General features: G+C 33.9%; 30 protein-coding genes. All 30 read left to right on the forward strand.

What is annotated here, in order from left to right:
* Positions 1-58 precede the first annotated feature (58 nt).
* The 30 genes from rpoB to map all read left to right on the forward strand — a co-directional run bounded on the left by rpoB (position 59) and on the right by map (position 24,524).
* Entirely contained in the window at positions 59-3,775 is a 3,717-nt protein-coding gene (gene rpoB / locus CDIF1296T_RS00630; protein WP_003436174.1) for a DNA-directed RNA polymerase subunit beta, read from the forward strand.
* 41 nt (positions 3,776-3,816) lie between these two features.
* A complete protein-coding gene (rpoC, locus tag CDIF1296T_RS00635) occupies positions 3,817-7,302 on the forward strand; it encodes a DNA-directed RNA polymerase subunit beta' (RefSeq protein ID WP_003429485.1) in 3,486 nt (1,161 codons plus the stop codon).
* Positions 7,303-7,590: 288 nt separating this feature from the next.
* Positions 7,591-8,013, forward strand: coding sequence for a 30S ribosomal protein S12 (rpsL, locus tag CDIF1296T_RS00640; RefSeq protein ID WP_003436176.1), 423 nt, complete (start codon positions 7,591-7,593; stop codon positions 8,011-8,013).
* Between the two features lie 123 nt (positions 8,014-8,136).
* Positions 8,137-8,607 (forward strand): 30S ribosomal protein S7, encoded by a 471-nt coding sequence (rpsG, locus tag CDIF1296T_RS00645; protein WP_003421180.1) that lies wholly within the window; start codon positions 8,137-8,139, stop codon positions 8,605-8,607.
* Between the two features lie 48 nt (positions 8,608-8,655).
* Positions 8,656-10,722, forward strand: a complete 2,067-nt coding sequence (gene fusA / locus CDIF1296T_RS00650) for an elongation factor G (protein WP_003436178.1) — start codon at positions 8,656-8,658, stop codon at positions 10,720-10,722.
* A gap of 92 nt (positions 10,723-10,814) precedes the next feature.
* Positions 10,815-12,008, forward strand: a complete 1,194-nt coding sequence (tuf, locus tag CDIF1296T_RS00655; protein WP_009887863.1) for an elongation factor Tu — start codon at positions 10,815-10,817, stop codon at positions 12,006-12,008.
* 371 nt (positions 12,009-12,379) lie between these two features.
* Complete coding sequence (gene rpsJ, locus CDIF1296T_RS00660) at positions 12,380-12,691, forward strand: 30S ribosomal protein S10 (RefSeq protein ID WP_003421175.1); 312 nt, start codon at positions 12,380-12,382, stop codon at positions 12,689-12,691.
* A gap of 91 nt (positions 12,692-12,782) precedes the next feature.
* Complete coding sequence (gene rplC / locus CDIF1296T_RS00665; RefSeq protein ID WP_003421173.1) at positions 12,783-13,412, forward strand: 50S ribosomal protein L3; 630 nt, start codon at positions 12,783-12,785, stop codon at positions 13,410-13,412.
* A 29-nt stretch (positions 13,413-13,441) separates the two neighbouring features.
* Entirely contained in the window at positions 13,442-14,065 is a 624-nt protein-coding gene (rplD, locus tag CDIF1296T_RS00670) for a 50S ribosomal protein L4 (protein WP_009887887.1), read from the forward strand.
* Positions 14,065-14,355 (forward strand): 50S ribosomal protein L23, encoded by a 291-nt coding sequence (gene rplW / locus CDIF1296T_RS00675; protein ID WP_003435681.1) that lies wholly within the window; start codon positions 14,065-14,067, stop codon positions 14,353-14,355. Before rplD ends, rplW begins: the two co-directional genes overlap by 1 nt.
* 29 nt (positions 14,356-14,384) lie before the next feature.
* Positions 14,385-15,215 (forward strand): 50S ribosomal protein L2, encoded by an 831-nt coding sequence (rplB, locus tag CDIF1296T_RS00680; protein WP_003421168.1) that lies wholly within the window; start codon positions 14,385-14,387, stop codon positions 15,213-15,215.
* A gap of 34 nt (positions 15,216-15,249) precedes the next feature.
* Positions 15,250-15,531 (forward strand): 30S ribosomal protein S19, encoded by a 282-nt coding sequence (gene rpsS / locus CDIF1296T_RS00685; protein WP_003421166.1) that lies wholly within the window; start codon positions 15,250-15,252, stop codon positions 15,529-15,531.
* Between the two features lie 31 nt (positions 15,532-15,562).
* Positions 15,563-15,898, forward strand: coding sequence for a 50S ribosomal protein L22 (gene rplV, locus CDIF1296T_RS00690; RefSeq protein ID WP_009887891.1), 336 nt, complete (start codon positions 15,563-15,565; stop codon positions 15,896-15,898).
* A gap of 22 nt (positions 15,899-15,920) precedes the next feature.
* The gene (rpsC, locus tag CDIF1296T_RS00695; RefSeq protein ID WP_003421163.1) at positions 15,921-16,736 is read left to right on the forward strand and encodes a 30S ribosomal protein S3; all 816 of its coding nucleotides are present in this window, start codon (positions 15,921-15,923) and stop codon (positions 16,734-16,736) included.
* 35 nt (positions 16,737-16,771) lie between these two features.
* Positions 16,772-17,203 carry a 50S ribosomal protein L16 gene (gene rplP / locus CDIF1296T_RS00700; protein WP_003421160.1) on the forward strand — a complete coding sequence of 144 codons (432 nt, stop codon included), beginning with the start codon at positions 16,772-16,774 and terminating at the stop codon, positions 17,201-17,203.
* A 1-nt stretch (position 17,204) separates the two neighbouring features.
* Complete coding sequence (gene rpmC, locus CDIF1296T_RS00705) at positions 17,205-17,408, forward strand: 50S ribosomal protein L29 (RefSeq protein ID WP_003421158.1); 204 nt, start codon at positions 17,205-17,207, stop codon at positions 17,406-17,408.
* A 23-nt stretch (positions 17,409-17,431) separates the two neighbouring features.
* Positions 17,432-17,686: a 30S ribosomal protein S17 gene (gene rpsQ, locus CDIF1296T_RS00710; protein WP_003421156.1), complete on the forward strand. Its 255-nt coding sequence runs from the start codon at positions 17,432-17,434 to the stop codon at positions 17,684-17,686.
* A gap of 25 nt (positions 17,687-17,711) precedes the next feature.
* Positions 17,712-18,080 (forward strand): 50S ribosomal protein L14, encoded by a 369-nt coding sequence (rplN, locus tag CDIF1296T_RS00715; protein WP_003421155.1) that lies wholly within the window; start codon positions 17,712-17,714, stop codon positions 18,078-18,080.
* Between the two features lie 23 nt (positions 18,081-18,103).
* The gene (rplX, locus tag CDIF1296T_RS00720; protein WP_003427723.1) at positions 18,104-18,409 is read left to right on the forward strand and encodes a 50S ribosomal protein L24; all 306 of its coding nucleotides are present in this window, start codon (positions 18,104-18,106) and stop codon (positions 18,407-18,409) included.
* A 29-nt stretch (positions 18,410-18,438) separates the two neighbouring features.
* Entirely contained in the window at positions 18,439-18,981 is a 543-nt protein-coding gene (gene rplE, locus CDIF1296T_RS00725) for a 50S ribosomal protein L5 (protein ID WP_003435673.1), read from the forward strand.
* A gap of 17 nt (positions 18,982-18,998) precedes the next feature.
* A complete protein-coding gene (locus tag CDIF1296T_RS00730) occupies positions 18,999-19,184 on the forward strand; it encodes a type Z 30S ribosomal protein S14 (protein ID WP_003421149.1) in 186 nt (61 codons plus the stop codon).
* A 32-nt stretch (positions 19,185-19,216) separates the two neighbouring features.
* Complete coding sequence (gene rpsH, locus CDIF1296T_RS00735) at positions 19,217-19,615, forward strand: 30S ribosomal protein S8 (protein WP_003421148.1); 399 nt, start codon at positions 19,217-19,219, stop codon at positions 19,613-19,615.
* 30 nt (positions 19,616-19,645) lie between these two features.
* Positions 19,646-20,188, forward strand: coding sequence for a 50S ribosomal protein L6 (rplF, locus tag CDIF1296T_RS00740; RefSeq protein ID WP_003435668.1), 543 nt, complete (start codon positions 19,646-19,648; stop codon positions 20,186-20,188).
* Between the two features lie 35 nt (positions 20,189-20,223).
* Positions 20,224-20,592 carry a 50S ribosomal protein L18 gene (rplR, locus tag CDIF1296T_RS00745; RefSeq protein ID WP_003421141.1) on the forward strand — a complete coding sequence of 123 codons (369 nt, stop codon included), beginning with the start codon at positions 20,224-20,226 and terminating at the stop codon, positions 20,590-20,592.
* Positions 20,593-20,612: 20 nt separating this feature from the next.
* A complete protein-coding gene (rpsE, locus tag CDIF1296T_RS00750) occupies positions 20,613-21,122 on the forward strand; it encodes a 30S ribosomal protein S5 (protein WP_003421138.1) in 510 nt (169 codons plus the stop codon).
* Between the two features lie 14 nt (positions 21,123-21,136).
* Positions 21,137-21,322, forward strand: coding sequence for a 50S ribosomal protein L30 (gene rpmD, locus CDIF1296T_RS00755; RefSeq protein WP_003421137.1), 186 nt, complete (start codon positions 21,137-21,139; stop codon positions 21,320-21,322).
* 32 nt (positions 21,323-21,354) lie between these two features.
* Positions 21,355-21,798 (forward strand): 50S ribosomal protein L15, encoded by a 444-nt coding sequence (gene rplO / locus CDIF1296T_RS00760; RefSeq protein WP_003421135.1) that lies wholly within the window; start codon positions 21,355-21,357, stop codon positions 21,796-21,798.
* Positions 21,799-21,841: 43 nt separating this feature from the next.
* Positions 21,842-23,110, forward strand: a complete 1,269-nt coding sequence (gene secY / locus CDIF1296T_RS00765) for a preprotein translocase subunit SecY (protein ID WP_003427725.1) — start codon at positions 21,842-21,844, stop codon at positions 23,108-23,110.
* 16 nt (positions 23,111-23,126) lie between these two features.
* The gene (locus tag CDIF1296T_RS00770; protein WP_009887904.1) at positions 23,127-23,777 is read left to right on the forward strand and encodes an adenylate kinase; all 651 of its coding nucleotides are present in this window, start codon (positions 23,127-23,129) and stop codon (positions 23,775-23,777) included.
* Positions 23,778-24,524 (forward strand): type I methionyl aminopeptidase, encoded by a 747-nt coding sequence (map, locus tag CDIF1296T_RS00775; protein WP_003421130.1) that lies wholly within the window; start codon positions 23,778-23,780, stop codon positions 24,522-24,524.
* Positions 24,525-24,545: the final 21 nt, after the last annotated feature.

Here is a 24,545-nt window from a genome sequence, read left to right on the forward strand (position 1 = left end):
TTAGATGCGTTAGAATGAACTATTGTTTTATTTTTAATTATTGAGAGGTGAAAAGTGAATGCCACATCCTGTCACGATAGGTAAAAGAACTAGAATGAGCTTTTCTAAAATTAAGGAAATAGCTGATGTGCCAAATCTTATAGAAATTCAAGTAGATTCCTATGAGTGGTTTTTAAAAGAAGGTTTAAAAGAAGTGTTTGATGATATTTCACCAATAGAAGATTATACTGGTAATCTTATATTGGAATTTGTCGACTATTCTCTAGATGATAAACCAAAGTACGATATAGAAGAGTGTAAAGAGAGAGATGCTACATATTGTGCACCTCTAAAGGTTAAGGTAAGACTTATAAATAAAGAAACAGGTGAGATAAAAGAACAAGAAGTGTTTATGGGTGACTTCCCTTTAATGACAGAAAGAGGAACTTTCGTTATAAATGGAGCAGAAAGAGTTATAGTAAGTCAATTAGTTAGATCTCCTGGTGTTTACTATGCGGAAGAAAGAGATAAAACAGGTAAGAGATTGATTTCATCTACTGTAATTCCTAATAGAGGAGCATGGTTAGAATATGAAACAGATTCTAATGATGTAATATCTGTAAGAGTTGATAGAACAAGAAAACAACCAGTTACAGTTTTACTTAGAGCTTTAGGAATAGGAACAGATGCAGAGATAATTGACCTTTTAGGAGAAGATGAGAGATTATCTGCTACATTAGAAAAAGATAATACTAAGACAGTAGAAGAAGGTCTTGTAGAGATATACAAAAAATTAAGACCAGGTGAACCTCCTACTGTAGAAAGTGCATCATCTTTATTAAATGCTTTATTCTTTGACCCAAAAAGATATGACCTAGCAAAAGTTGGTAGATATAAATTCAATAAGAAACTTGCTTTATGTTATAGAATAATGAATAAAATTTCAGCAGAAGACATAATAAATCCAGAAACTGGAGAAGTATTTGTAAAAGCTGGAGAAAAAATAAGCTATGATTTGGCTAAAGCCATACAAAATGCAGGTATAAATGTAGTAAATCTACTAATGGATGATGATAAAAAAGTTAGAGTTATAGGAAATAATTTTGTGGATATTAAGTCTCACATTGATTTTGACATAGATGATTTAAACATAAAAGAAAAAGTACATTATCCAACTTTAAAAGAAATTTTAGATGGATATAGTGATGAAGAAGAAATAAAAGAGGCTATAAAATCAAGAATTAAAGAACTTATACCAAAACATATATTATTAGATGATATAATAGCTTCAATAAGTTATGAGTTCAATATATTCTATAATATAGGAAATATTGATGATATAGATCACCTAGGAAACAGAAGAATAAGATCTGTAGGTGAATTGTTACAAAATCAAGTTAGAATTGGTCTTTCAAGAATGGAAAGAGTTATAAAAGAAAGAATGACGGTTCAAGATATGGAAGCTATAACGCCTCAAGCGTTAGTTAACATAAGACCAGTTTCAGCTGCAATAAAAGAATTTTTTGGTAGTTCTCAGTTATCTCAGTTCATGGATCAAACAAATCCTCTATCTGAGTTAACGCATAAGAGAAGATTATCAGCCCTTGGGCCTGGAGGTCTTTCAAGAGAAAGAGCTGGATTCGAAGTGCGTGACGTTCACCATTCACACTATGGTAGAATGTGTCCAATAGAGACTCCAGAGGGACCAAATATCGGTCTTATAAACTCTCTAGGAACTTATGCAAAAATAAATGAATTTGGATTTATAGAATCACCATATAGAAAATTTGATAAAGAAACATCAACAGTTACTGATGAAATACATTATTTAACTGCTGACGAAGAAGATTTATTCGTAAGAGCTCAGGCAAATGAGCCATTAACAGAAGATGGTAAATTCGTAAACCATAGAGTTGTTTGTAGAACTGTAAATGGTGCTGTTGAAATGGTTCCTGAAAGTAGAGTAGATTACATGGATATATCTCCTAAGCAGGTTGTATCTGTTGCCACTGCTATGATACCTTTCTTAGAAAATGATGATGCCAACCGTGCCCTTATGGGAGCGAACATGCAGCGTCAGGCAGTGCCTCTAGTTAGAAGAGAAGCACCAATTATAGGAACTGGTATAGAATACAGAGCAGCAAAAGACTCTGGAGCAGTTGTTGTTGCTAGAAATTCTGGTATAGCAGAAAGAGTAACAGCAGATGAAATAATTATAAAAAGAGAAGATGGAAACAGAGATAGATATAATCTACTTAAGTTTAAACGTTCAAACTCAGGTACTTGTATAAATCAAACACCTATAATAAATAAGGGTGACCAGATAATAAAAGGTGATGTTATAGCAGATGGTCCAGCAACTGATTTAGGAGAAGTTGCACTTGGAAGAAACTGTCTTATAGCATTCATGACTTGGGAAGGTTATAACTACGAGGATGCTATATTAATAAATGAAAGATTAGTTAAAGAAGATAGATTATCAACAATTCATATAGAAGAATATGAATGTGAAGCTAGAGATACAAAACTAGGGCCAGAGGAAATAACTAGAGATATACCTAATGTTGGAGATAGTGCAATTAAGAACTTAGATGACAGAGGTATAATAAGAATAGGTGCAGAAGTAGACTCAGGTGATATATTAGTTGGTAAAGTAACTCCAAAAGGAGAAACTGAACTTACTGCTGAAGAAAGATTACTTCGTGCAATATTTGGAGAAAAGGCTAGAGAAGTTAGAGATACTTCACTTAAAGTGCCTCATGGTGAATCTGGTATAATAGTTGATGTAAAAGTATTTACTAGAGAAAATGGAGATGATTTATCTCCAGGAGTAAATGAATTAGTAAGATGCTATATAGCTAAAAAGAGAAAAATAAAAGTTGGAGATAAAATGGCTGGTCGTCATGGTAATAAAGGGGTTATATCAAGAGTATTACCTGAAGAAGATATGCCATTCATGGAAAATGGAACACCACTAGACATAATACTTAACCCACAAGGTATACCATCACGTATGAACATTGGTCAGGTTTTAGAAGTTCATTTAGGACTTGCTGCTAAGACATTAGGATGGTATGTAGCAACATCAGTATTCGATGGTGCTAATGAGTATGACATAATGGATGCTCTTGAAGAAGCTGGGTATCCTAGAGATGGTAAATTAACTTTATATGATGGTAGAACAGGTGAGTCTTTTGACAACAGAATAACTGTTGGATATATGTACTACTTGAAACTACATCACTTAGTAGATGAAAAACTACATGCAAGAAGTACTGGACCATACTCATTAGTTACTCAACAGCCACTAGGTGGTAAAGCACAATTTGGTGGACAAAGATTTGGAGAGATGGAGGTTTGGGCTCTGGAAGCATATGGAGCTGCTCACATACTTCAAGAAATACTTACTGTTAAGTCTGATGACGTTGTAGGTCGTGTTAGAACATATGAAGCTATAGTTAAAGGTGAAAATATACCTGAACCAGGAATCCCAGAATCATTTAAGGTTCTTATAAAAGAACTTCAAAGTTTATGCTTAGATGTAAAAGTATTGACAGATGAAGACCAAGAAATAGAAGTAAGAGAATCTGTGGATGAAGATGATACAATAGGTGAATTTGAGCTAGATGTTGTAAATCATATGGGAGAAGTTGAAGAAAGTAATATAATAGAAGAAATTGAAGATGATTTTGCAGAAAATGCAGAAGATGAGGATATAGAGAATTTAGAAGAATTCACTGAAGATGATTTATTTGAAGAAGAAATAGATTTTGATAGTGATGACTTTGATATGTAAATTTAATTAATGTAAATCTCAAATAGAAGGGAGAGAACTCCTTGTTTGAATTAAACAATTTCGAGTCGATAAAAATAGCATTGGCTTCTCCAGAAAAAATAAGACAATGGTCTAGGGGAGAAGTTAAAAAGCCAGAAACTATAAATTACCGTACTTTAAAACCAGAAAAAGATGGTCTTTTCTGTGAAAGAATATTTGGACCACAAAAAGACTGGGAGTGCCACTGTGGTAAATATAGAAGAGTTAGATATAAAGGTGTAGTTTGTGATAGATGTGGAGTAGAAGTAACTAAATCAAAAGTAAGAAGAGAGAGAATGGGACATATAGAGCTAGCTGCTCCTATGTCTCACATCTGGTACTTCAAAGGTATACCAAGTAGAATGGGACTTTTACTTGATATGTCACCAAGATCGTTAGAAAAAATATTATACTTTGCCTCATATGTGGTAGTTGATCCAGGAGAGACTGGATTAAACGAAAAACAATTGCTTACAGAAAAAGAATACAGAACTGCTCTTGAAAAGTATGGATATACTTTTACTGTAGGAATGGGTGCTGAAGCTGTAAAGACATTACTACAAAATATAGATTTAGAGCAACAAAGTAAAGACCTAAGAGCAGAGTTAAAAGATAGTACAGGGCAGAAGAAAGTTAGAACAATAAGAAGATTAGAAGTTGTAGAGGCATTTAAAAAGTCTGGAAATAAACCAGAATGGATGATTTTAGATGCAATACCAGTAATACCACCAGATTTAAGACCAATGGTACAACTTGATGGTGGAAGATTTGCGACTTCAGACCTAAATGATTTATATAGAAGAGTTATAAATAGAAACAATAGACTTAAAAGATTATTAGAGCTTGGAGCTCCAGATATAATTGTAAGAAATGAAAAAAGAATGCTTCAAGAAGCTGTTGATGCATTGATAGATAATGGTAGAAGAGGTAGACCTGTAACAGGACCTGGAAATAGACCACTTAAATCTTTATCAGATATGTTAAAAGGTAAGCAAGGTCGTTTCCGTCAAAACTTACTTGGTAAGCGTGTTGACTACTCAGGACGTTCTGTTATAGTTGTTGGACCAGAACTTAAATTTTATCAATGTGGACTTCCAAAGAAGATGGCATTAGAATTATTCAAGCCATTTGTTATGGATAAATTAGTTAAAGAAGGTTATGCACATAATATAAAAAGTGCGAAATCTATAGTAGAAAAAGTTAAGCCAGAAGTTTGGGATGTTTTAGAAGATGTTATAAAAAGTCATCCAGTTCTTCTTAACCGTGCACCGACTCTACATAGATTAGGTATACAAGCATTTGAACCAATCTTAGTTGAAGGTAAGGCTATAAAACTACATCCTCTTGTATGTACAGCTTATAATGCAGACTTTGATGGTGACCAAATGGCAGTTCATGTACCTTTATCAGTAGAAGCACAAGCAGAAGCAAGATTCTTAATGCTTTCTGTAAATAATATACTTGCTCCTAAAGATGGTTCACCTATAACTACTCCATCTCAGGATATGGTTTTAGGTTGCTATTATCTAACAATAGAAGCCCAAGATGGAGCTAAAGGAACAGGTATGGTATTTAAAGACTTTAATGAACTATTACTTGCTTATTACAATAAATCAGTTCATCTACATGCATTAGTGAAACTTAAGGTAACACTTGAAGATGGAAGAAGTTCATTGGTTGAAAGTACTGTTGGTAGATTTATATTTAATGAAAATATACCTCAAGACTTAGGTTTTGTAGATAGAAAAGAAAATCCATTTGCACTTGAAGTTGATTTCTTAGCAGATAAAAAATCTCTTGGTAAAATAATAGATAAATGCTTTAGAAAACACGGAAATACAGAAACAGCTGAATTACTAGATTATATAAAAGCTCTAGGATTTAAATATTCTACATTAGGTGGCATAACAGTTGCTGTTGATGATATGAGTGTCCCAGAAGAAAAGAAAGTATTTATAGCTGAGGCAGAAGCTAAAGTTGATAAGTATGAAAAAGCATACAGAAGAGGTCTAATCTCTGATGAAGAAAGATATGAAAAAGTTATAGAGACATGGACAGAAACAACTGATAAAGTTACTGATGCTCTTATGGGTGGACTAGATAGATTAAATAATATATATATAATGGCACATTCAGGAGCCAGAGGTTCTAAAAACCAAATTAGACAGCTGGCAGGTATGCGTGGTCTTATGGCAAATGCATCTGGTAAAACAGTTGAGATACCAGTTAAATCTAATTTCCGTGAAGGTTTATCAGTACTAGAATACTTTACATCTTCACATGGTGCCAGAAAAGGTCTTGCCGATACAGCTATACGTACAGCTGAATCTGGATATTTAACAAGAAGACTTGTTGATGTAAGTCAAGATGTTATTGTAAGGGAAATAGATTGTGGAACAGAAGATACTACAGAGATTTATGCTATAAAAGAAGGAAATGAAGTTATAGAAGAGATATATGATAGAATTGTAGGAAGATATACTATAGACCCTATATTAAATCCTGAAACTGGAGAAGTTATAGTTGAGGCTGATTCAATGATACAAGAAGATGAAGCAGAAACTATAGTAGCTTTAGGAATTGAAAAAATTAGGATAAGAACAGTTCTTAACTGTAAAACTAATCATGGAGTTTGTTCTAAGTGTTATGGTAGAAACTTGGCAACAGGAAAAGAAGTTAATATAGGTGAAGCAGTTGGTATAATAGCAGCTCAATCTATCGGTGAGCCGGGTACTCAGCTTACAATGCGTACATTCCATACTGGAGGAGTTGCAGGAGCTGATATAACTCAAGGTCTACCAAGGGTTGAAGAATTATTTGAAGCTAGAAAACCAAAAGGATTAGCTGTAATAACTGAAGTATCTGGTAGAGTTGAAATTGATGAAACAGGAAAGAGAAAAGAAGTAAATGTAATACCAGAAGAAGGCGAGACTCAAACATATGTAATTCCATATGGTTCTAGATTAAAAGTTAAGCAAGGTCAAATGCTAGAGGCTGGAGACCCTCTAACACAAGGATTTATAAATCCTCATGATATAGTAAGAGTAAATGGTGTTAAGGGAGTTCAAGAATATATAGTTAAAGAAGTTCAAAGAGTGTATAGACTTCAAGGGGTTGATGTTAATGATAAGCATATAGAAGTTATAGTAAGACAAATGCTATCTAAAGTAAAAGTTGAAGACCCAGGAGATACAGATTTATTGCCAGGTGGATATGAAGATGTATTAACATTCAATGAATGTAATAAAGATGCTATAGATAAAGGTCTAAGACCAGCAGTTGCTAAAAGAGTTTTACTTGGTATAACTAAAGCATCTCTTGCAACTGATTCATTCTTATCAGCAGCTTCTTTCCAAGAAACAACAAGAGTATTAACAGAGGCAGCAATAAAAGGTAAAGAAGACCACTTAATAGGACTTAAAGAAAATGTTATATTAGGTAAGTTAATACCAGCAGGAACAGGAATGAAGAAATATAGAAATATAGCTGTTGAAAAAATTGAAGATTAATAGCATATAGAGTAAAGAAATCTTGACAACCATTATTTGTGGTGTTAAAATAGTAAAGTGTGTTGTTTAAAAGTACACTAAGGGCTTGAACAAGTTCTTAGTGACTTTTAGATGGCAATAAATGAGAACTAAAAAGCATCAAGCTAGAAAAGTGCTAATATCACATATTTATGTGTTATAGACATTAAATTGTAAGTAACGAATGTTACAATCAGTCAGTATGAATATTCATATTGATGTAGTTGGCGGTCACTGATAAGATCGAAAATTTGGAAGGAGGTGCAGATGATGCCAACAATTAACCAATTAGTTCGTAAAAGTAGAAAAGCGCTAGAGAAGAAATCTACTGCTCCAGCATTACAAAAAGGTTACAACTCTTTAAATAAGAAAGTAACTGACGCTAGTGCCCCACAAAAAAGAGGGGTTTGTACTTCAGTAAAAACAGTTACTCCTAAGAAGCCTAACTCAGCTTTAAGAAAAGTTGCCAGAGTTAGATTAACTAATGGTATAGAAGTTTCTGCTTATATACCAGGAGAAGGACACAACTTACAAGAGCATAGTGTTGTTCTTATAAGAGGAGGAAGAGTAAAAGACCTTCCAGGGGTTAGATACCATATACTAAGAGGTACTCTAGATACAGCAGGTGTTGATAAGAGAAGACAATCAAGATCTAAATACGGTGCGAAGAGACCTAAAGAAGCTAAAAAGTAAAAACAATTAATGATTGATTATAGTTCGGTGCTTTAAATATATATATATTTACGGCATCACGGCATTAAATGATTTATGTCGAGTACCTATGATTTAAGTTAAATAATTAAGGAGGGAAGCGAAATGCCAAGAAAAGGTAATATTCCAAAAAGAGAAGTTTTACCAGATCCTATGTATGGGAGTAAGGTAGTTACTAAATTAATAAATAATCTAATGGTAGACGGAAAAAAAGGAAAGTCTCAAAGAATAGTTTATGATGCTTTCGCAATTGTTGCTGAAAAGACAGGAGAAGAAGCTTTAGAAGTATTTAATAAAGCAATGGATAATATAATGCCTGTTTTAGAAGTAAAAGCAAGAAGAGTTGGTGGGGCAAACTACCAAGTGCCAATCGAAGTTAGACCTGAAAGAAGACAAACATTAGGTTTAAGATGGCTAGTAAAATATACTAGAGCTCGTGGAGAAAAAGGAATGGTTGAAAAGCTAGCTAAAGAGATAATGGACGCAGCTAACAACACTGGAGCTTCAGTTAAGAAAAAAGAAGATACTCATAAAATGGCAGAAGCTAATAAAGCATTTGCTCATTACAGATGGTAGGATATATAGATATCTTATAAAATTGAGGATATCATAAGGAGGATAACCATGGCTAGAAAGTTTCCTTTGGAAAGAACTAGGAATATAGGAATCATGGCTCATATAGATGCAGGAAAAACTACTACTACAGAAAGAATCCTGTTTTATACTGGGCAAACTCATAAAATAGGAGAAACTCATGAAGGAGCTTCTCAAATGGACTGGATGGAGCAAGAAAAGGAAAGAGGTATAACAATAACTTCTGCCGCTACTACTGCTTCATGGAAAGACCATAGAATAAACATAATAGATACTCCTGGACACGTGGACTTCACAGTTGAGGTTGAAAGATCTCTAAGAGTTCTTGACGGTTCAGTTGCTGTATTCTGTGCAAAAGGTGGGGTTGAGCCTCAATCAGAAAATGTATGGAGACAAGCTGAAACTTATGGAGTACCTAGAATAGCTTTTGTAAATAAAATGGATATATTAGGTGCAGATTTCTACAATGTTGTAAGCATGATGAAATCTAGATTAAATTCTAATGCAGTTCCTATGCAATTACCAATAGGTAAAGAAGATTCATTTATAGGTATAATAGACTTATTAAAAATGGATGCTGTTATATACAAAGACGACCTAGGGGTTGAAATGGAAGAAACAGATATACCAGAAGATATGAAAGAATTAGCTGCTGAGTGGAGAGAAAAATTAGTTGAATCAGTAGCTGAAACTGATGAAGAATTAATGATGAAATACCTTGAAGGTGAAGAACTTACTATAGATGAATTAAAAGTTGCTATAAGAAAAGCTACTATAGCTTGTGAAATGAACCCAGTTTTCTGTGGTACAGCTTATAGAAACAAAGGTGTTCAGTTAGTAATAGATGCAGTTTTAGATTACTTACCAGCGCCAACTGATATACCAGCTATAAAAGGTATATTAGCAGATGGAGAAGAAGCTGAAAGACATTCTTCTGATGAAGAGCCATTCTCTGCATTAGCATTCAAAATAATGACTGACCCATTCGTTGGAAAACTAGCGTTCTTCAGAGTTTATTCTGGAACATTAGAATCAGGTTCTTATGTTTTAAATGCAACTAAGAATAAGAGAGAAAGAATTGGTCGTATATTACAAATGCATGCTAATACAAGAGAAGAAATAACTAAAGTGTATGCTGGAGATATAGCAGCAGCAGTAGGATTAAAAGATACTACTACTGGAGACACATTATGTGACCCTGCTAATCCAATAATACTTGAATCTATGGAATTCCCTGAGCCAGTTATATCTGTTGCTATAGAACCAAGTTCTAAAGCAGCTCAAGAAAAAATGGGTATAGCTCTTCAAAAATTAGCTGAAGAAGACCCAACTTTCACAGTTAAGACTGACCAAGAAACAGGACAAACTATAATATCTGGTATGGGTGAATTACACTTAGAGATAATAGTAGATAGATTATTAAGAGAATTTAAAGTAGAAGCTAAAGTTGGTGCACCACAAGTTGCATATAGAGAGACTATAACTCAACCAGTTGATGTTGAATACAAGTACTCTAAGCAATCAGGTGGTAGAGGACAATACGGTCACGTTAAGATTAGAGTTGCTCCTCAAGAGCCAGGTGAAGGATACAAATTCACAAACAAAACTGTTGGTGGATCAGTACCAAAAGAATATGTTGGTCCAGTTGACATGGGTATACAAGGAGCTATGCAATCTGGTATAGTTGCTGGATATCCAGTTGTAGACGTTGCTGTTGAGTTATATGATGGTTCTTACCATGAGGTTGACTCTTCTGAGATGGCGTTTAAGATGGCTGGTTCAATGGCATTCAAAGATGCTATGAAGAAAGGTAATGCAGTTCTTTTAGAGCCTTACTTCAAAGTAGAAGTTGTTACTCCAGAAGATTACATGGGAGATGTTATGGGTGACTTAAACTCAAGAAGAGGATTAATCCAAGGTATGGAAGCTAGAAGTGGTGCACAAGTTATAAATGCATTCGTTCCACTTTCAGAAATGTTTGGATACTCAACAGACCTAAGATCTTCAACTCAAGGTCGTGCAACTTACACAATGATATTCGATCACTATGAGCAAGTTCCAGCTTCAGTTGCTAAGAAAATAGCTGAAGGAAAATAATTTAAAAATAATTAATAATATAAATATAAAAAATAATCAGCTAGATGAGAGATATCTCTCATCTAGCACAAGATAAAGGGAGGAAATTCAAAATGGCTAAAGCTAAATACGAAAGAACAAAACCTCATGTTAATATAGGGACAATAGGACACGTAGACCACGGTAAAACTACATTAACAGCAGCAATAACAAAAACATTATATGACAGATATCAATTAGGAGAAGCAGTAGATTTCGCAAACATAGATAAAGCTCCAGAAGAAAGAGAAAGAGGAATCACAATATCAACAGCACACGTTGAGTATGAAACACCAAATAGACACTATGCACACGTTGACTGCCCAGGACATGCTGACTACGTTAAGAACATGATAACAGGAGCAGCACAAATGGACGGAGCAATATTAGTTTGTTCAGCAACAGATGGACCAATGCCACAAACAAGAGAGCATATACTATTATCAAGACAAGTTGGAGTACCATATATAGTAGTATTCTTAAACAAATGTGACATGGTAGATGATGAAGAGTTATTAGAGTTAGTAGAGATGGAAGTAAGAGATTTATTAACAGAATATGATTTCCCAGGAGATGACACTCCAATAGTAAGAGGTTCAGCATTAATGGCATTAGAAGATCCAAAGAGCGAGTGGGGAGATAAGATAGTAGAATTATTCGAGCAAATAGATGAGTATATACCAGCTCCAGAGAGAGATACAGATAAACCATTCTTAATGCCAGTAGAGGACGTATTCTCAATCACAGGAAGAGGAACAGTTGCAACAGGAAGAGTGGAAAGAGGAGTACTAAAAGTACAAGACGAAGTAGAATTAGTAGGATTAACAGAAGCACCAAGAAAAGTAGTAGTAACAGGAGTAGAGATGTTCAGAAAATTATTAGACCAAGCACAAGCAGGGGATAATATAGGAGCATTATTAAGAGGAGTACAAAGAAACGAGATAGAAAGAGGACAAGTACTAGCAAAGACTGGATCAGTAAAGGCACACACAAAGTTTACAGCAGAAGTATATGTACTTAAAAAAGAAGAAGGTGGAAGACATACACCATTCTTTGATGGATATAGACCACAATTCTATTTCAGAACAACAGACGTAACAGGAGCTTGTAAGTTACCAGAAGGAATAGAGATGGTAATGCCTGGAGATAACGTAACAATGGAAGTAGACTTAATAAACTCAATAGTTGTAGAAGAGGGATTAAGATTCTCAATAAGAGAAGGTGGAAGAACAGTAGCTTCAGGAGTTGTTGCTACAATAATAGAGTAATCCTTTACTAAACTAATGGATTTAATATAAAAAAAAGAGGGGGTAACTCCTCTCTTTTTTGTTTTTTGTTGACAAGTAGCGCTAAAGCATATATACTAAACTAGTGCCTTGAGACAGATTAACAATCAAGTTTAAGGTTATGATGTTGTAATAGAAAATAAAATTGAAAAAAACAGAAAAAAAACTTGAAAAAATGTAACAGATGATATAGAATATAATAGTGTGCTTGAGAGATTAAGAAAATAATAATTAAATCCTAGTGAAATACGAACTGATATCGATTTAAAAGTTACAACACACCCGGAGCAGTGTATCGGTATTGGTTGTACGCAACTTGAAAATTAAACACGTGATAAAGGAGGGAAAACAAAATGGCTAAGAATGAAAAAATAAGAATAAGATTAAAATCATATGATCACAAATTATTAGATTTTTCAGCAGGTAAAATAGTTGAAACTGCTAAAAAGGCTGGATCACAAGTTTCAGGACCTGTGCCTCTACCAACAGAAAAACAAGTTGTAACTATATTAAGAGCTGTACATAAGTACAAAGACTCTAGAGAACAATTTGAAATAAGAACTCATAAAAGACTAATCGACATAGCTAATCCAACACCTAAGACAGTTGACTCATTAATGAGATTAGACTTACCAGCAGGTGTAGATATAGAAATAAAATTATAAGAACCCCTAAGATATTATCCTATAGATGATTATCTTAGAATGATTACTCTAAAAGATGTAATCCGCTGTAAGAATTATAGGAGGTGCTAATATGAAAGGAATATTAGGCAAAAAAGTTGGTATGACTCAAATATTCACTGATAAAGGTGTAGTTATACCTGTAACAGCTGTTGAAGCAGGGCCTATGGTCGTTACTCAAATAAAAACAGTTGATAAAGATGGATACAATGCTATACAAATAGGTTTTGAAGATGCTAAAGAAAAAGCTTTAAACAAACCTAAAAAAGGACATTTAGCTGCTGCTAATGTTTTAAAGAAACATTTAAAAGAATTTAGAGTAGATTCTGTAGAAGGATACACAGTAGGACAAGAAATAAAAGCTGATGTATTTGAAGCAGGTGCAAAAATAGATGTTACTGGAATAAGTAAAGGTAAGGGATTCCAAGGTCCAATAAAAAGACATGGACAAAGTAGAGGTCCTGAAACTCACGGTTCTAGATACCACAGAAGACCAGGTTCAATGGGAGCTTGTTCTTACCCAGGTAGAGTATTTAAAAACAAAAAATTAGCTGGACATATGGGAAGCGTAAAGGTAACAGTTCAAAACTTAGAGGTTGTTAAAGTAGATGCTGACAAGAACCTTATATTAGTTAAAGGGGCTATACCAGGAGCTAAAGGTTCAGTAGTAACTATAAAAGAAGCTATAAAGGTTTCTAAATAATGACTAACCTAGAGAAAGGAGGAATAACAATGCCAAAATTAAATGTACTAAATGTTAGTGGACAAAACGTTGGAGAAATAGAATTATCAGATTCTATATTTGGCGTAGAAGTTAATGGACATGTTTTATACGAAGTTGTAAAAAATCAATTAGCAAATAAGAGACAAGGAACTCAATCTGCTAAAACTAGAGCAGAAGTTAGAGGTGGCGGAAGAAAACCTTGGAAACAAAAAGGAACAGGTAGAGCAAGACAAGGTTCTACAAGATCTGTACAATGGGTAGGTGGAGGAGTTGCTTTTGCACCTAAACCAAGAAGCTACAAATATACATTACCTAAGAAGGTAAGAAGATTAGCTATGAAGAGTGCTTTATCTTCAAAAGTTCAAAATAGTGAAGTTATAGTATTAGATGCATTAAACATGGATGCTCCTAAGACTAAAGAATTTGCTCAAATATTAAACAATATAAATGCTGCTAAAAAAGCTTTAGTAGTTATAGCTGACAAAAACGATAACGTAATAAAATCAGCTAGAAATATAGAAGGTGTTCAAACTGCATTAGTTAATACTATGAATGTATATGATATATTAAAATACGATTCATTTATAATAACTACAGATGCTGTTAAAAAAGTGGAGGAGGTGTACGCATAATGACTAATCCACATGATGTAATAATAAGACCAGTTGTAACTGAGCACAGTATGGCTGAAATGGGTGAAAAAAAATACACTTTTGTTGTGGCTAAAGATGCGAACAAAACTGAAATAAAAAAAGCAGTAGAAAAAGTATTCGGAGTTAGTGTTGATAAAGTAAATACTTTAAACTACGATGGAAAAGTTAAAAGAATGGGTAGAACTCAAGGAAGAACATCAAGCTTTAAGAAAGCAGTAGTTAAATTAACTGCTGATAGTAAAGAAATAGAATTCTTCCAAGGAATGTAGTATTATAACAAACGAAGGAGGGAAAACAGATGGCTATAAAAAAGTTTAGACCAACTTCTCCTGCCTTAAGACAAATGACAGTTTTAGTTTCTGATGAAATAACATGTAATCAACCAGAAAAATCTCTTTTAGTTAACTTAAAGAAAAATGCTGGTAGAAACGTACATGGTAGAATAACTGTTCGTCATAGAGGTGGAGGACAAAAAAGAAAATATAGAATAATAGATTTTAAAAGAGATAAAGATGGTATACCTGCTAAGGTTGCTACTATAGAATATGATCCAAACAGAACTGCAAATATCGCATTATTAAACTATGCTGATGGAGAAAAAAGATATATATTAGCTCCAGTTGGAATTAACGTTGGAGATACTATATTATCAGGATTAGGTGCTGATATAAAACCAGGAAACTGTTTAGCATTAAAAGATATGCCAGTTGGTACTATCATTCATAATATAGAATTAAAGCCAGGAAAAGGAGCTCAATTAGTTAGATCTGCTGGAGTTTCTGCACAATTAATGGCTAAAGAAGGAAAAAATGCTTTATTAAGATTACCATCAGGTGAGATGAGATTAGTAAGCATAAACTGTAAAGCTACTATAGGTCAAGTTGGAAATATAGAGCATGGTAACGTAGTTATCGGTAAAGCAGGTAGAAAAAGACATATGGGAATAAGACCTACTGTAAGAGGTTCTGTAATGAACCCTAATGACCATCCACACGGTGGAGGGGAAGGTAGATCTCCAATAGGTAGACCATCTCCTGTTACTCCATGGGGTAAACCAGCTCTTGGATACAAAACTAGAAAGAAAAATAAAGCTTCAAATAAACTAATAGTATCAAGAAGAACTAAGTAGTAAATTTATTTTTGCTCGGAAAGGAGGAATATAAATGTCAAGATCAACTAAAAAAGGGCCTTTTGTCCATGCAAGACTTTTAAAGAAGATAGAAGCTATGAATGCTAGTGGAAATAAAGAAGTTATAAAAACTTGGTCAAGATCTTCAACTGTATTTCCACAAATGGTAGAAAACACTATAGCTGTTCATGATGGAAGAAAACATGTTCCAGTATATATAACAGAAGATATGGTTGGACATAAATTAGGTGAGTTCGTTCCTACTAGAACTTTCAAAGGACATAAGGATGACGAAAAATCTAATAAGAGAAAATAATTAAATTATGACTAAGAAAGGAGGAATAACAATGGAAGCAAAAGCTACTGCTAAATACGTACGTGTATCACCAAGAAAAGCAGGCCAAATATGTGACCTTGTTAGAGGAAAGAATGTTGATGAAGCATTAGCAATATTAAAGTTTACTCCAAGAGGAGCAGCTTCAATAATAGCTAAGGTTGTAAAATCAGCTAAAGCTAACGCAGAAAACAATCACGAAATGGATACTGAAAAATTATATATAGCATCAATAGTTGCTAATCAAGGACCAACAATGAAGAGATTCATGCCTAGAGCTATGGGTCGTGCAACTACAATAAGAAAAAGAACTTCTCATATAGAGGTTGTTGTTAAAGAAAAAAAATAATTAATAGATAGGAGGGAAAGTAATGGGTCAAAAGGTTAATCCACACGGCTTAAGGGTCGGTGTTATAAAAGATTGGGACTCAAGATGGTTCGCTACTGATAAAAAAGAGTTCGGAAACTTATTATTAGAAGACCATAATATACGTAAATTCTTAAAGAAAAGATTATACTCAGCTGGAGTTGCTAAGATAGAAATAGAAAGATCAGCTAACAAAATAAAAATGGACTTACACGTTGCTAAGCCTGGTGTAGTTATAGGAAGAGCTGGTGCAGGAATCGAAGCATTAAAAGCTGAATTAGAAAAAATGACAAAGAAAACTATAATAGTTAATATAGTAGAAGTAAGAAGTACAGATAAAAATGCTCAATTAGTAGCTGAGAATATAGCTTTAGCTATAGAGAGAAGGGTTGCTTTCAGAAGAGCAATGAAACAAGCTATACAAAGAGCAATGAAATCTGGTGCTAAAGGGATAAAAGTTTCTGCTTCAGGAAGATTAGGTGGAGCTGAAATGGCTAGAACTGAAGGTTATAGTGAAGGAAATGTGCCACTACAAACTTTAAGAGCAGATATAGATTATGGTTTCGCTGAAGCTGATACAACTTATGGAAAAATCGGTATAAAAGTTTGGATATGTAATGGTGAAGTTTTACCAACTAGAGACGGTGTAAATCCAAGAGAAGAAAGCAGAAAGAGCGATAGAAGAGACAACAAGAGAGATAATAGAAGAAACGATAGAAGAGGAAATGACAGAAGAGGAAATGATAACAGAGGAAACTACAGAGGACAAAGACCTCAAGGTGGATCAAGACCTCAAAGAACTGAAAACAAAGGAAATTAATAATAGTTAGGTTCAAGGAAGGAGGAAAAATACTCATGTTAATGCCAAAAAGAGTAAAGCGTCGTAGAGTTCATAGAGGAAGCATGGCTGGGCAAGCTCATAAGGGTAATAAAGTTACTTATGGTGAGTTTGGATTAGTAGCATTAGAAGCTTCTTGGATAACTTCTAATCAAATAGAAGCTGCCAGAATCGCGATGACTAGATATATAAAAAGAGGGGGAAAGGTTTGGATAAAAATATTCCCTCATAAACCAGTAACAAGAAAACCAGCAGAGACTCGTATGGGTGCAGGGAAAGGTTCTCCAGAATATTGGGTAGCTGTAGTTAAGCCAGGAAGAGTTATGTTTGAATTAGCAGGTGTTTCTGAAGATAAAGCAAGAGAAGCTATGAGACTTGCTGCACATAAATTACCAATCAAATGTAAATTTGTTAAAAAAGAAGATTTAGAAGTAAAGGGTGGTGAATAGGATGAAAGCTAAAGAATTAAGAGATTTAACAAGCGAAGAGCTAATGAACAAATTAAACGACTTCAAAAGTGAATTATTTAGCTTAAGATTCCAATTAGCTACTGGTCAATTAGAAAATACAGCTAGAATAAAGTTTGTTAAGAAGGATATAGCAAAAGTTAAAACTGTTCTTGCTGAAAGAAAGTTATACGAAACTAGAGCTTAATTTGGAAAGGAGGCTTTTTAAACATGGAAAGAGGAAGAAGAAAAGTTAGAATAGGCCGTGTTGTTAGTGATAAGATGGATAAAACAATAGTAGTAGCTGTTGAAGAATTCGTACGTCATCCACTATATAATAAACGTGTTAAGAGAACTAAGAAATTCAAGGCTCATGATGAAAAGAATATATGTAACATCGGAGATAGAGTTAAAATAATGGAAACTAGACCATTATCTAAAGATAAGAGATTCAGACTAGTTGAAGTTGTTGAGAAAGTTAAGTAGTTTTTGAAGAAGGAGGGATTACGATATGATACAACAAGAATCACGTCTAAGAGTTGCTGATAACTCAGGAGCTAAAGAACTTTTATGTATACGTGTTCTAGGCGGAAGTAAAAGAAGATATGGTAACATAGGCGACGTTATAGTTGCTACTGTTAAAAGTGCAACACCTGGTGGAGTTGTAAAAAAAGGTAAGGTTGTTAAAGCTGTTATAGTAAGAAGCAAACAAGGCGTAAGACGTAATGACGGAAGCTATATATCTTTTGATGAAAATGCTGCTGTTATAATAAAGGACGATAAAACTCCAGTAGGAACTCGTATATTCGGGCCTGTTGCTAGAGAGTTAAGAGACAATGAATTCATGAAAATAGTTTCTCTTGCTCCAGAAGTACTATAATTAAGGAGGTGCAATAGGACATGATGCGTGTTAAAAAAGGTGACACTGTTGTAGTTATAGCAGGTAAAGATAAAGGTAAAAAAGGTTCAGTTTTAAAGGTATATCCTAAAACTAGCAAAGTGTTAGTTGAAGGTGTAAATGTAATAACTAAACATCAAAAACCAAGTGCTATGAACCAACAAGGTGGAATAATAAATAAAGAAGCCCCAATACACATATCTAATGTAATGCCATTTGATCCTGAAACAGGAAAAGGCGTTAGAGTAAGATATGAAGTAAAAGATGGGAACAAAGTAAGAGTATCAGCAAAGAGCGGAAAAGAATTATAATAAATATTGCTTGAAAGGAGGGACCTTAAATGGCTTCTAGATTACAAGAAAAATACATGAAAGAAGTTGCTCCTGCTTTAATGGAGAAATTTGGATACAAAAACGTAATGGAGATACCTAAGTTAAATAAAATAGTTATTAACATGGGTATAGGTGACGCTAGAGAAAATCCAAAAGGATTAGAAAAAGGCGTTGAAGAATTAGAAATGATATCAGGACAAAAGCCTGTTATAACTAAAGCTAGAAAATCTGTTGCTAACTTCAAATTAAGAGAAGGAATGCCAATAGGAACAAAAGTTACATTAAGAGCTGACAAAATGTTCTACTTTATGGACAAATTAGTTTCAGTTTCTTTACCAAGAGTTAGAGACTTTAGAGGAGTTAACCCTAATGCTTTTGATGGTAGAGGAAATTATGCTTTAGGAGTTAAAGAACAATTAATATTCCCTGAAATAGAATATGATAAAATAGATAAAGTAAGAGGAATGGATATAATATTTGTTACTACAGCAAAAACTGACGAAGAAGCTCGTGAATTATTAAAATTATTAGGAATGCCATTTTCTAAGTAAGCAAAGGAGGGATTCCCGTGGCTAGAAAAGCGATGGTTGTTAAGCAACAAAGAAAGCAAAAGTACGCTACTAGAGAATACACTAGATGTACTATATGCGGAAGACCGCATTCAGTTTTGAAAAAATTTGGTATATGCCGTATATGCTTTAGAGAATTAGCTTATAAAGGTCAAATACCTGGTGTTAGAAAAGCAAGCTGGTAGAAGTTTGATTAGAATGGAAGGAGGGCAACAAAATGACAATGACAGATCCAATTGCAGATATGCTTACTCGTATAAGAAATGCTAATGTTGTTAAGCATGAAACTGTAGATGTTCCAGCTTCTAATATGAAGAAAGAATTAGCTAGAATCTTATTAGAAGAAGGTTTCATAAGAGGTTATGATGTTATAGAAGATGGAAAACAAGGTATCATAAGAATACAACTAAAGTACGGACAAGAAGGCGAAAGAGTTATAACAGGTCTTAAGAAAATATCTAAGCCTGGAATGAGAGTTTACGCTGCTAACCATGAGATACCAAAAGTATTAAACGGATTAGGAATATCAGTTATATCTACTTCAAAAGGAATATTAACTGACAAGCAAGCTAGAAAAGAAAATGTTGGTGGAGAAGTAATCTGCTACGTTTGGTAATTAATATGAACAATGTAAGGAGGTGCGACCATGTCAAGAATAGGTGTTAAGCCAATAATAATACCAGCAGGTGTTGAAGTTACTATAGCTGAAGGAAATTTAGTTACAGTAAAAGGTCCAAAAGGAACTTTAACTAAACAATTAAGTGCTGAGTTAAACATAAAAAAAGAAGAAAATACAATAATGGTTGAAAGACCAACTGATAATAAAAAACATAGATCTTTACACGGACTAACTAGAACTTTATTAGATAATATGGTTGTAGGTGTAAATACTGGTTTCGAAAAGAAATTAGAATTAAAAGGTGTTGGATATAGAGCTCAAAAACAAGGAAAGAAATTAGTTATGAACTTAGGTTTCTCTCATCCAGTTGAAATGGAAGATCCAGAAGGAATAACTGTTGAAGCTCCAAACCAAACAGAGTTAATAGTAAAAGGTATAGACAAGCAATTAGTAGGGAATTATGCTGCTAAGATAAGAGCTTGGAGAAAGCCAGAGCCATACAAAGGTAAAGGTATAAAATACGTTGATGAAGTAATCAGACGTAAAGAAGGAAAAACTGGTAAAAAATAATACCAAAACTTAAACGCTAGAAAGGAGTGAGCTAGGTGTTAAAAAAGGCTGATAAAAATGCTAATAGACTTCAAAGACATAAGAGAGTTCGTAGAAAAATAAGCGGTACTTCTCAAAGACCAAGATTATGTGTATTTAGAAGTGCTAACAATATATATGCTCAAATAATAGATGACACAAAAAGAGTAACTCTAGTTGCTGCATCTTCTTTAGAAGCAGAAGTTAAGAGTGCTGTCAATCATACAGGAAACAAGGAAGCAGCTAAGAAAGTTGGAGAATTAGTTGCTAAAAAAGCTGTTGAAAAAGGAATCACTGAAGTTGTATTTGACAGAGGTGGATACTTATATCATGGAAGAATTCAAGAATTAGCTGAAGGTGCTAGAGAAGCTGGTCTTAAGTTCTAATACGAAGGAGGGAAAAATACATGCTACGTCGTAAGCCGATAGATGCAGGACAACTTGACTTACAAGAAAAAGTTGTTGAAGTAAGACGTGTTACTAAGGTTGTAAAAGGTGGTAGAAATTTCAGATTTGCAGCATTAGTAGTTGTTGGAGATGAAAACGGACACGTTGGTATAGGTGCTGGGAAAGCAATGGAAGTACCAGACGCTATAAAAAAAGCAGTTGAAGATGCTAAGAAAAATCTAATAGTAGTGCCAATAGTTGGGACTACAATTCCTCACGAAGTACGCGGACACTTTGGTGCTGGAAATATATTAATAATGCCTGCTGTAGAAGGTACAGGAGTAATAGCTGGGGGACCTGCTAGAGCCGTACTTGAGCTAGCTGGACTAAAAGACGTTAGAGCTAAATCTTTAGGGTCTAACAATCCAAGAAATATGGTAAATGCTACAATAGAAGGACTTAATTCTCTAAAAACAGTTGAAGATATAGCTAAACTTAGAGGTAAAAAAGTTGAAGAACTTCTAGGGTAAGGAGGTAGTGTAAAATGGCTAAATTACAAATAAAGTTAGTTAGAAGTGTTATAGGAACTACTCCTAACCAAAAAAAGAATGTTGAAGCGTTAGGATTAAGAAAAAGAGAACAAGTTGTTGTAAAAGAAGACAATGCTCAAACAAGAGGTATGATAAATAAAGTAAGTCACTTATTAGAAGTAACTGAAATAGCTGAATAATTTTTATAAAGTAGTGCAAGGAGGTGCAATCCATGAAGTTACATGAGTTAAAACCTGCTGAAGGTGCAGTAAGAGCTAAGAGAAGATTAGGTAGAGGTACTGCAACTGGACAAGGTAAAACTGCAGGACGTGGACAAAAAGGTCAATGGTCTCGTTCTGGTGGTGGAGTAAGAGTAGGATTTGAAGGTGGACAAATGCCACTAGCTAGAAGACTTCCTAAGAGAGGTTTCAATAACATATTTAAGAAAGTTTACACAGAAGTTAATGTTGAAGTTTTAAACAGATTTGAAAATGGAACAGAAATAACTGCAGAATTATTAAAATCTACTAAAACTATAAGCAAAATAGGTAAAGACGGAATTAAAATCTTAGGTGAAGGTAATTTAGAGAAAGCTTTAACTGTTAAAGCTGCTAAATTTACAGCTTCAGCTCAAGAAAAAATAGAAAAAGCTGGTGGAAAAGCAGAGTTAGTATAATAACCTGCTAATCTCCTAGCCAGTACAGGCGGGGTGAATTAGCGTGCTGTCAAAATTAAAACAAGCTTGGAAGATTAAAGCAGTAAGAAAAAAAGTAATGTATACACTTATGATGATCGTGATATTCAGAATAGGTACTACTATACCAGTTCCAGGCATAGACACTAGTATTATACAAAAGATGGTAGGCGGCAATAGTCTACTTTCTCTGTATAATATGTTTACTGGTGGAGCATTTAGTAACTTTTCACTATTTGCTTTAGGTATAAGTCCATATATCACTGCATCAATCATAATACAACTTCTAACAGTAGGTTTTGAAAGTTTAGCAGAACTTCAAAAATCTGGTGAAGAAGGAAAGAAAAAAATCAATAAGTACACTAAATATACAGCACTAGCTCTAGCAGTTGTACAAGCTTTGGGAATTACATTAGGAATTGTAAGAAGTGCTTTAATATCAAATAGTGTGTTTTTTATCACAACTGTTGTAATAACATTAGTTTCAGCAAGTATGTTAGTAATGTGGATTGGGGACAAAATTACTGAAAAAGGAATCGGTAATGGTAGTTCAGTAATAATATTTGCAGGTATAATATCAAGAATACCTACAGATGTTATTAAAATATCGCAACAAGTTAAATCTGGCGAAGTTGCACCTTGGGTTATAGTGATTCTAGCTGTAGTTATATTACTTACAGTAACAGGAGTTACATTTATACAAGAAGCAACTAGAAAGATACCTGTACAATATGCTAAAAGAGTTGTTGGAAGAAAAATGTATGGAGGACAAAGTTCTCATATACCAATGAAAGTTAACCAGTCAGGAGTTATGCCTATAATTTTTGCTAGTTCACTTTTAGCTTTCCCTCAAACAATAGCTATGTTTATGGGTCCAAATGCTCAGGCTTTTGTTCAAAAATACTTAAGTATGGCAACAGAACAAGGATTTTGGACATATAGATCAATTGAGATTCTACTTATAATTTTCTTCTCATATTTTTATACAACTGTATCATTTAATACAGAAGACATATCTAAAAATATGAAAAATAATGGTGGATTTATACCAGGTATAAGACCAGGTGAGCCTACTATGGATTATTTAAATAGAATTTTAACTAGATTAACTTTAGCTGGAGCTACTTTCTTAGCAATAATTGCTATGGTGCCAGCTCTTACAACACATTATATGAAAGTAAATATGAGTCTAGCTGGGACTTCATTGCTAATCGTTGTTGGAGTTGCTTTGGAGCTTAAGAGACAGTTAGAGTCAAACTTAGTTATGAGAAGCTATCAAGGTTTCTTAAAATAAAATGGAGATGGATAATATGAGAATAATATTACTTGGACCTCCAGGTGCTGGTAAAGGTACTCAGGCGGCAGGAATAGTAGAAAAATACAATATACCTCATATATCAACAGGAGATATATTCAGAAAGAATATAAAAGAGGGAACAGAACTTGGAAAAAAAGCTAAAGAATACATGGACCAAGGTTTATTAGTACCAGATGAGTTAACTGTAGGTTTAGTTACTGATAGAATATCTCAAGAAGATTGTAAAAATGGATTTATGTTAGATGGATTTCCAAGAAATGTAGCACAAGGAGAACATTTAGATATCTTCTTAAAAAATGCTGGTATATCACTAGATAAAGTTGTCAATATTGAAGTTGATAAGAGTATATTAGTGTCTAGAGCAGTTGGTAGAAGAATATGTAAGTCTTGTGGAGCTACTTACCATGTTGAGTTTAATCCTCCTAAAGTAGAAGGTGTATGTGATGTATGCCAAGGAGAATTATATCAAAGAGCTGATGATAATGAAGAAACTGTATCTAAGAGAATACAAGTTTATCTAGATGAAACTAAGCCTTTAGTAGATTATTATAGCAAACAAGGTATAATAGCAGATATAAAAGGTGATCAAGCAATAGATAAAGTATTTGAAGATATTGTCGCAGCCTTAGGAAGTGGAAAATAAATGATTATCTTGAAATCAAAAAAAGAAATAGAACTTTTAAGAGAAGCAGGTAAAATAGTTGCTGACACTCATGAAGTTTTAAGAAAAGCTATTTCTCCGGGAATATCTACTTTAGAATTAGATAAAATAGCTGAAGAGAATATAAGAAAATACAATGCAGAACCTTCTTTTAAAGGATATGGAGGTTTTCCAGGAAGTATATGTGCTTCTATCAATAGAGAGGTAGTACATGGTATTCCAGGAGAAACTATATTACAAGAAGGTGACATTGTAAGTTTGGATATAGGAGCCTATTATAAAGGATATCATGGTGATTCTGCGAAAACTCACGGAGTAGGCATGATATCTGAAGAAGATAGGAAATTGATAGAAGTAACTAGAGAAAGCTTCTATGAAGGAATAAAATTTGCTAAATTAGGATATAGACTTTCAGATATCTCACACGCAGTACAAACACACGTTGAGAAACATGGTTTCTCGGTAGTTAGAGATTTAGTGGGTCATGGAGTTGGAGCAAATCTTCATGAAGACCCACAAGTACCTAATTATGGACTCCCAGGAAAAGGACCAAGACTTAGAGAAGGAATGGTTATTGCTATAGAGCCAATGGTTAATGCAGGTCGTTATCATGTAAAGACTCTATCAGATGGGTGGACGACTGTTACAATAGATGGAAAAAAATCAGCTCATTATGAGCATACGATAGCAATTACTGAACATGAACCTTTGATATTGACAAAGTTGTAATTTAAAAAGTAGGTGAAAAAA

Source organism: Clostridioides difficile ATCC 9689 = DSM 1296 (genome assembly GCF_001077535.1).
In the GTDB taxonomy this organism is placed as follows: domain Bacteria; phylum Bacillota; class Clostridia; order Peptostreptococcales; family Peptostreptococcaceae; genus Clostridioides; species Clostridioides difficile.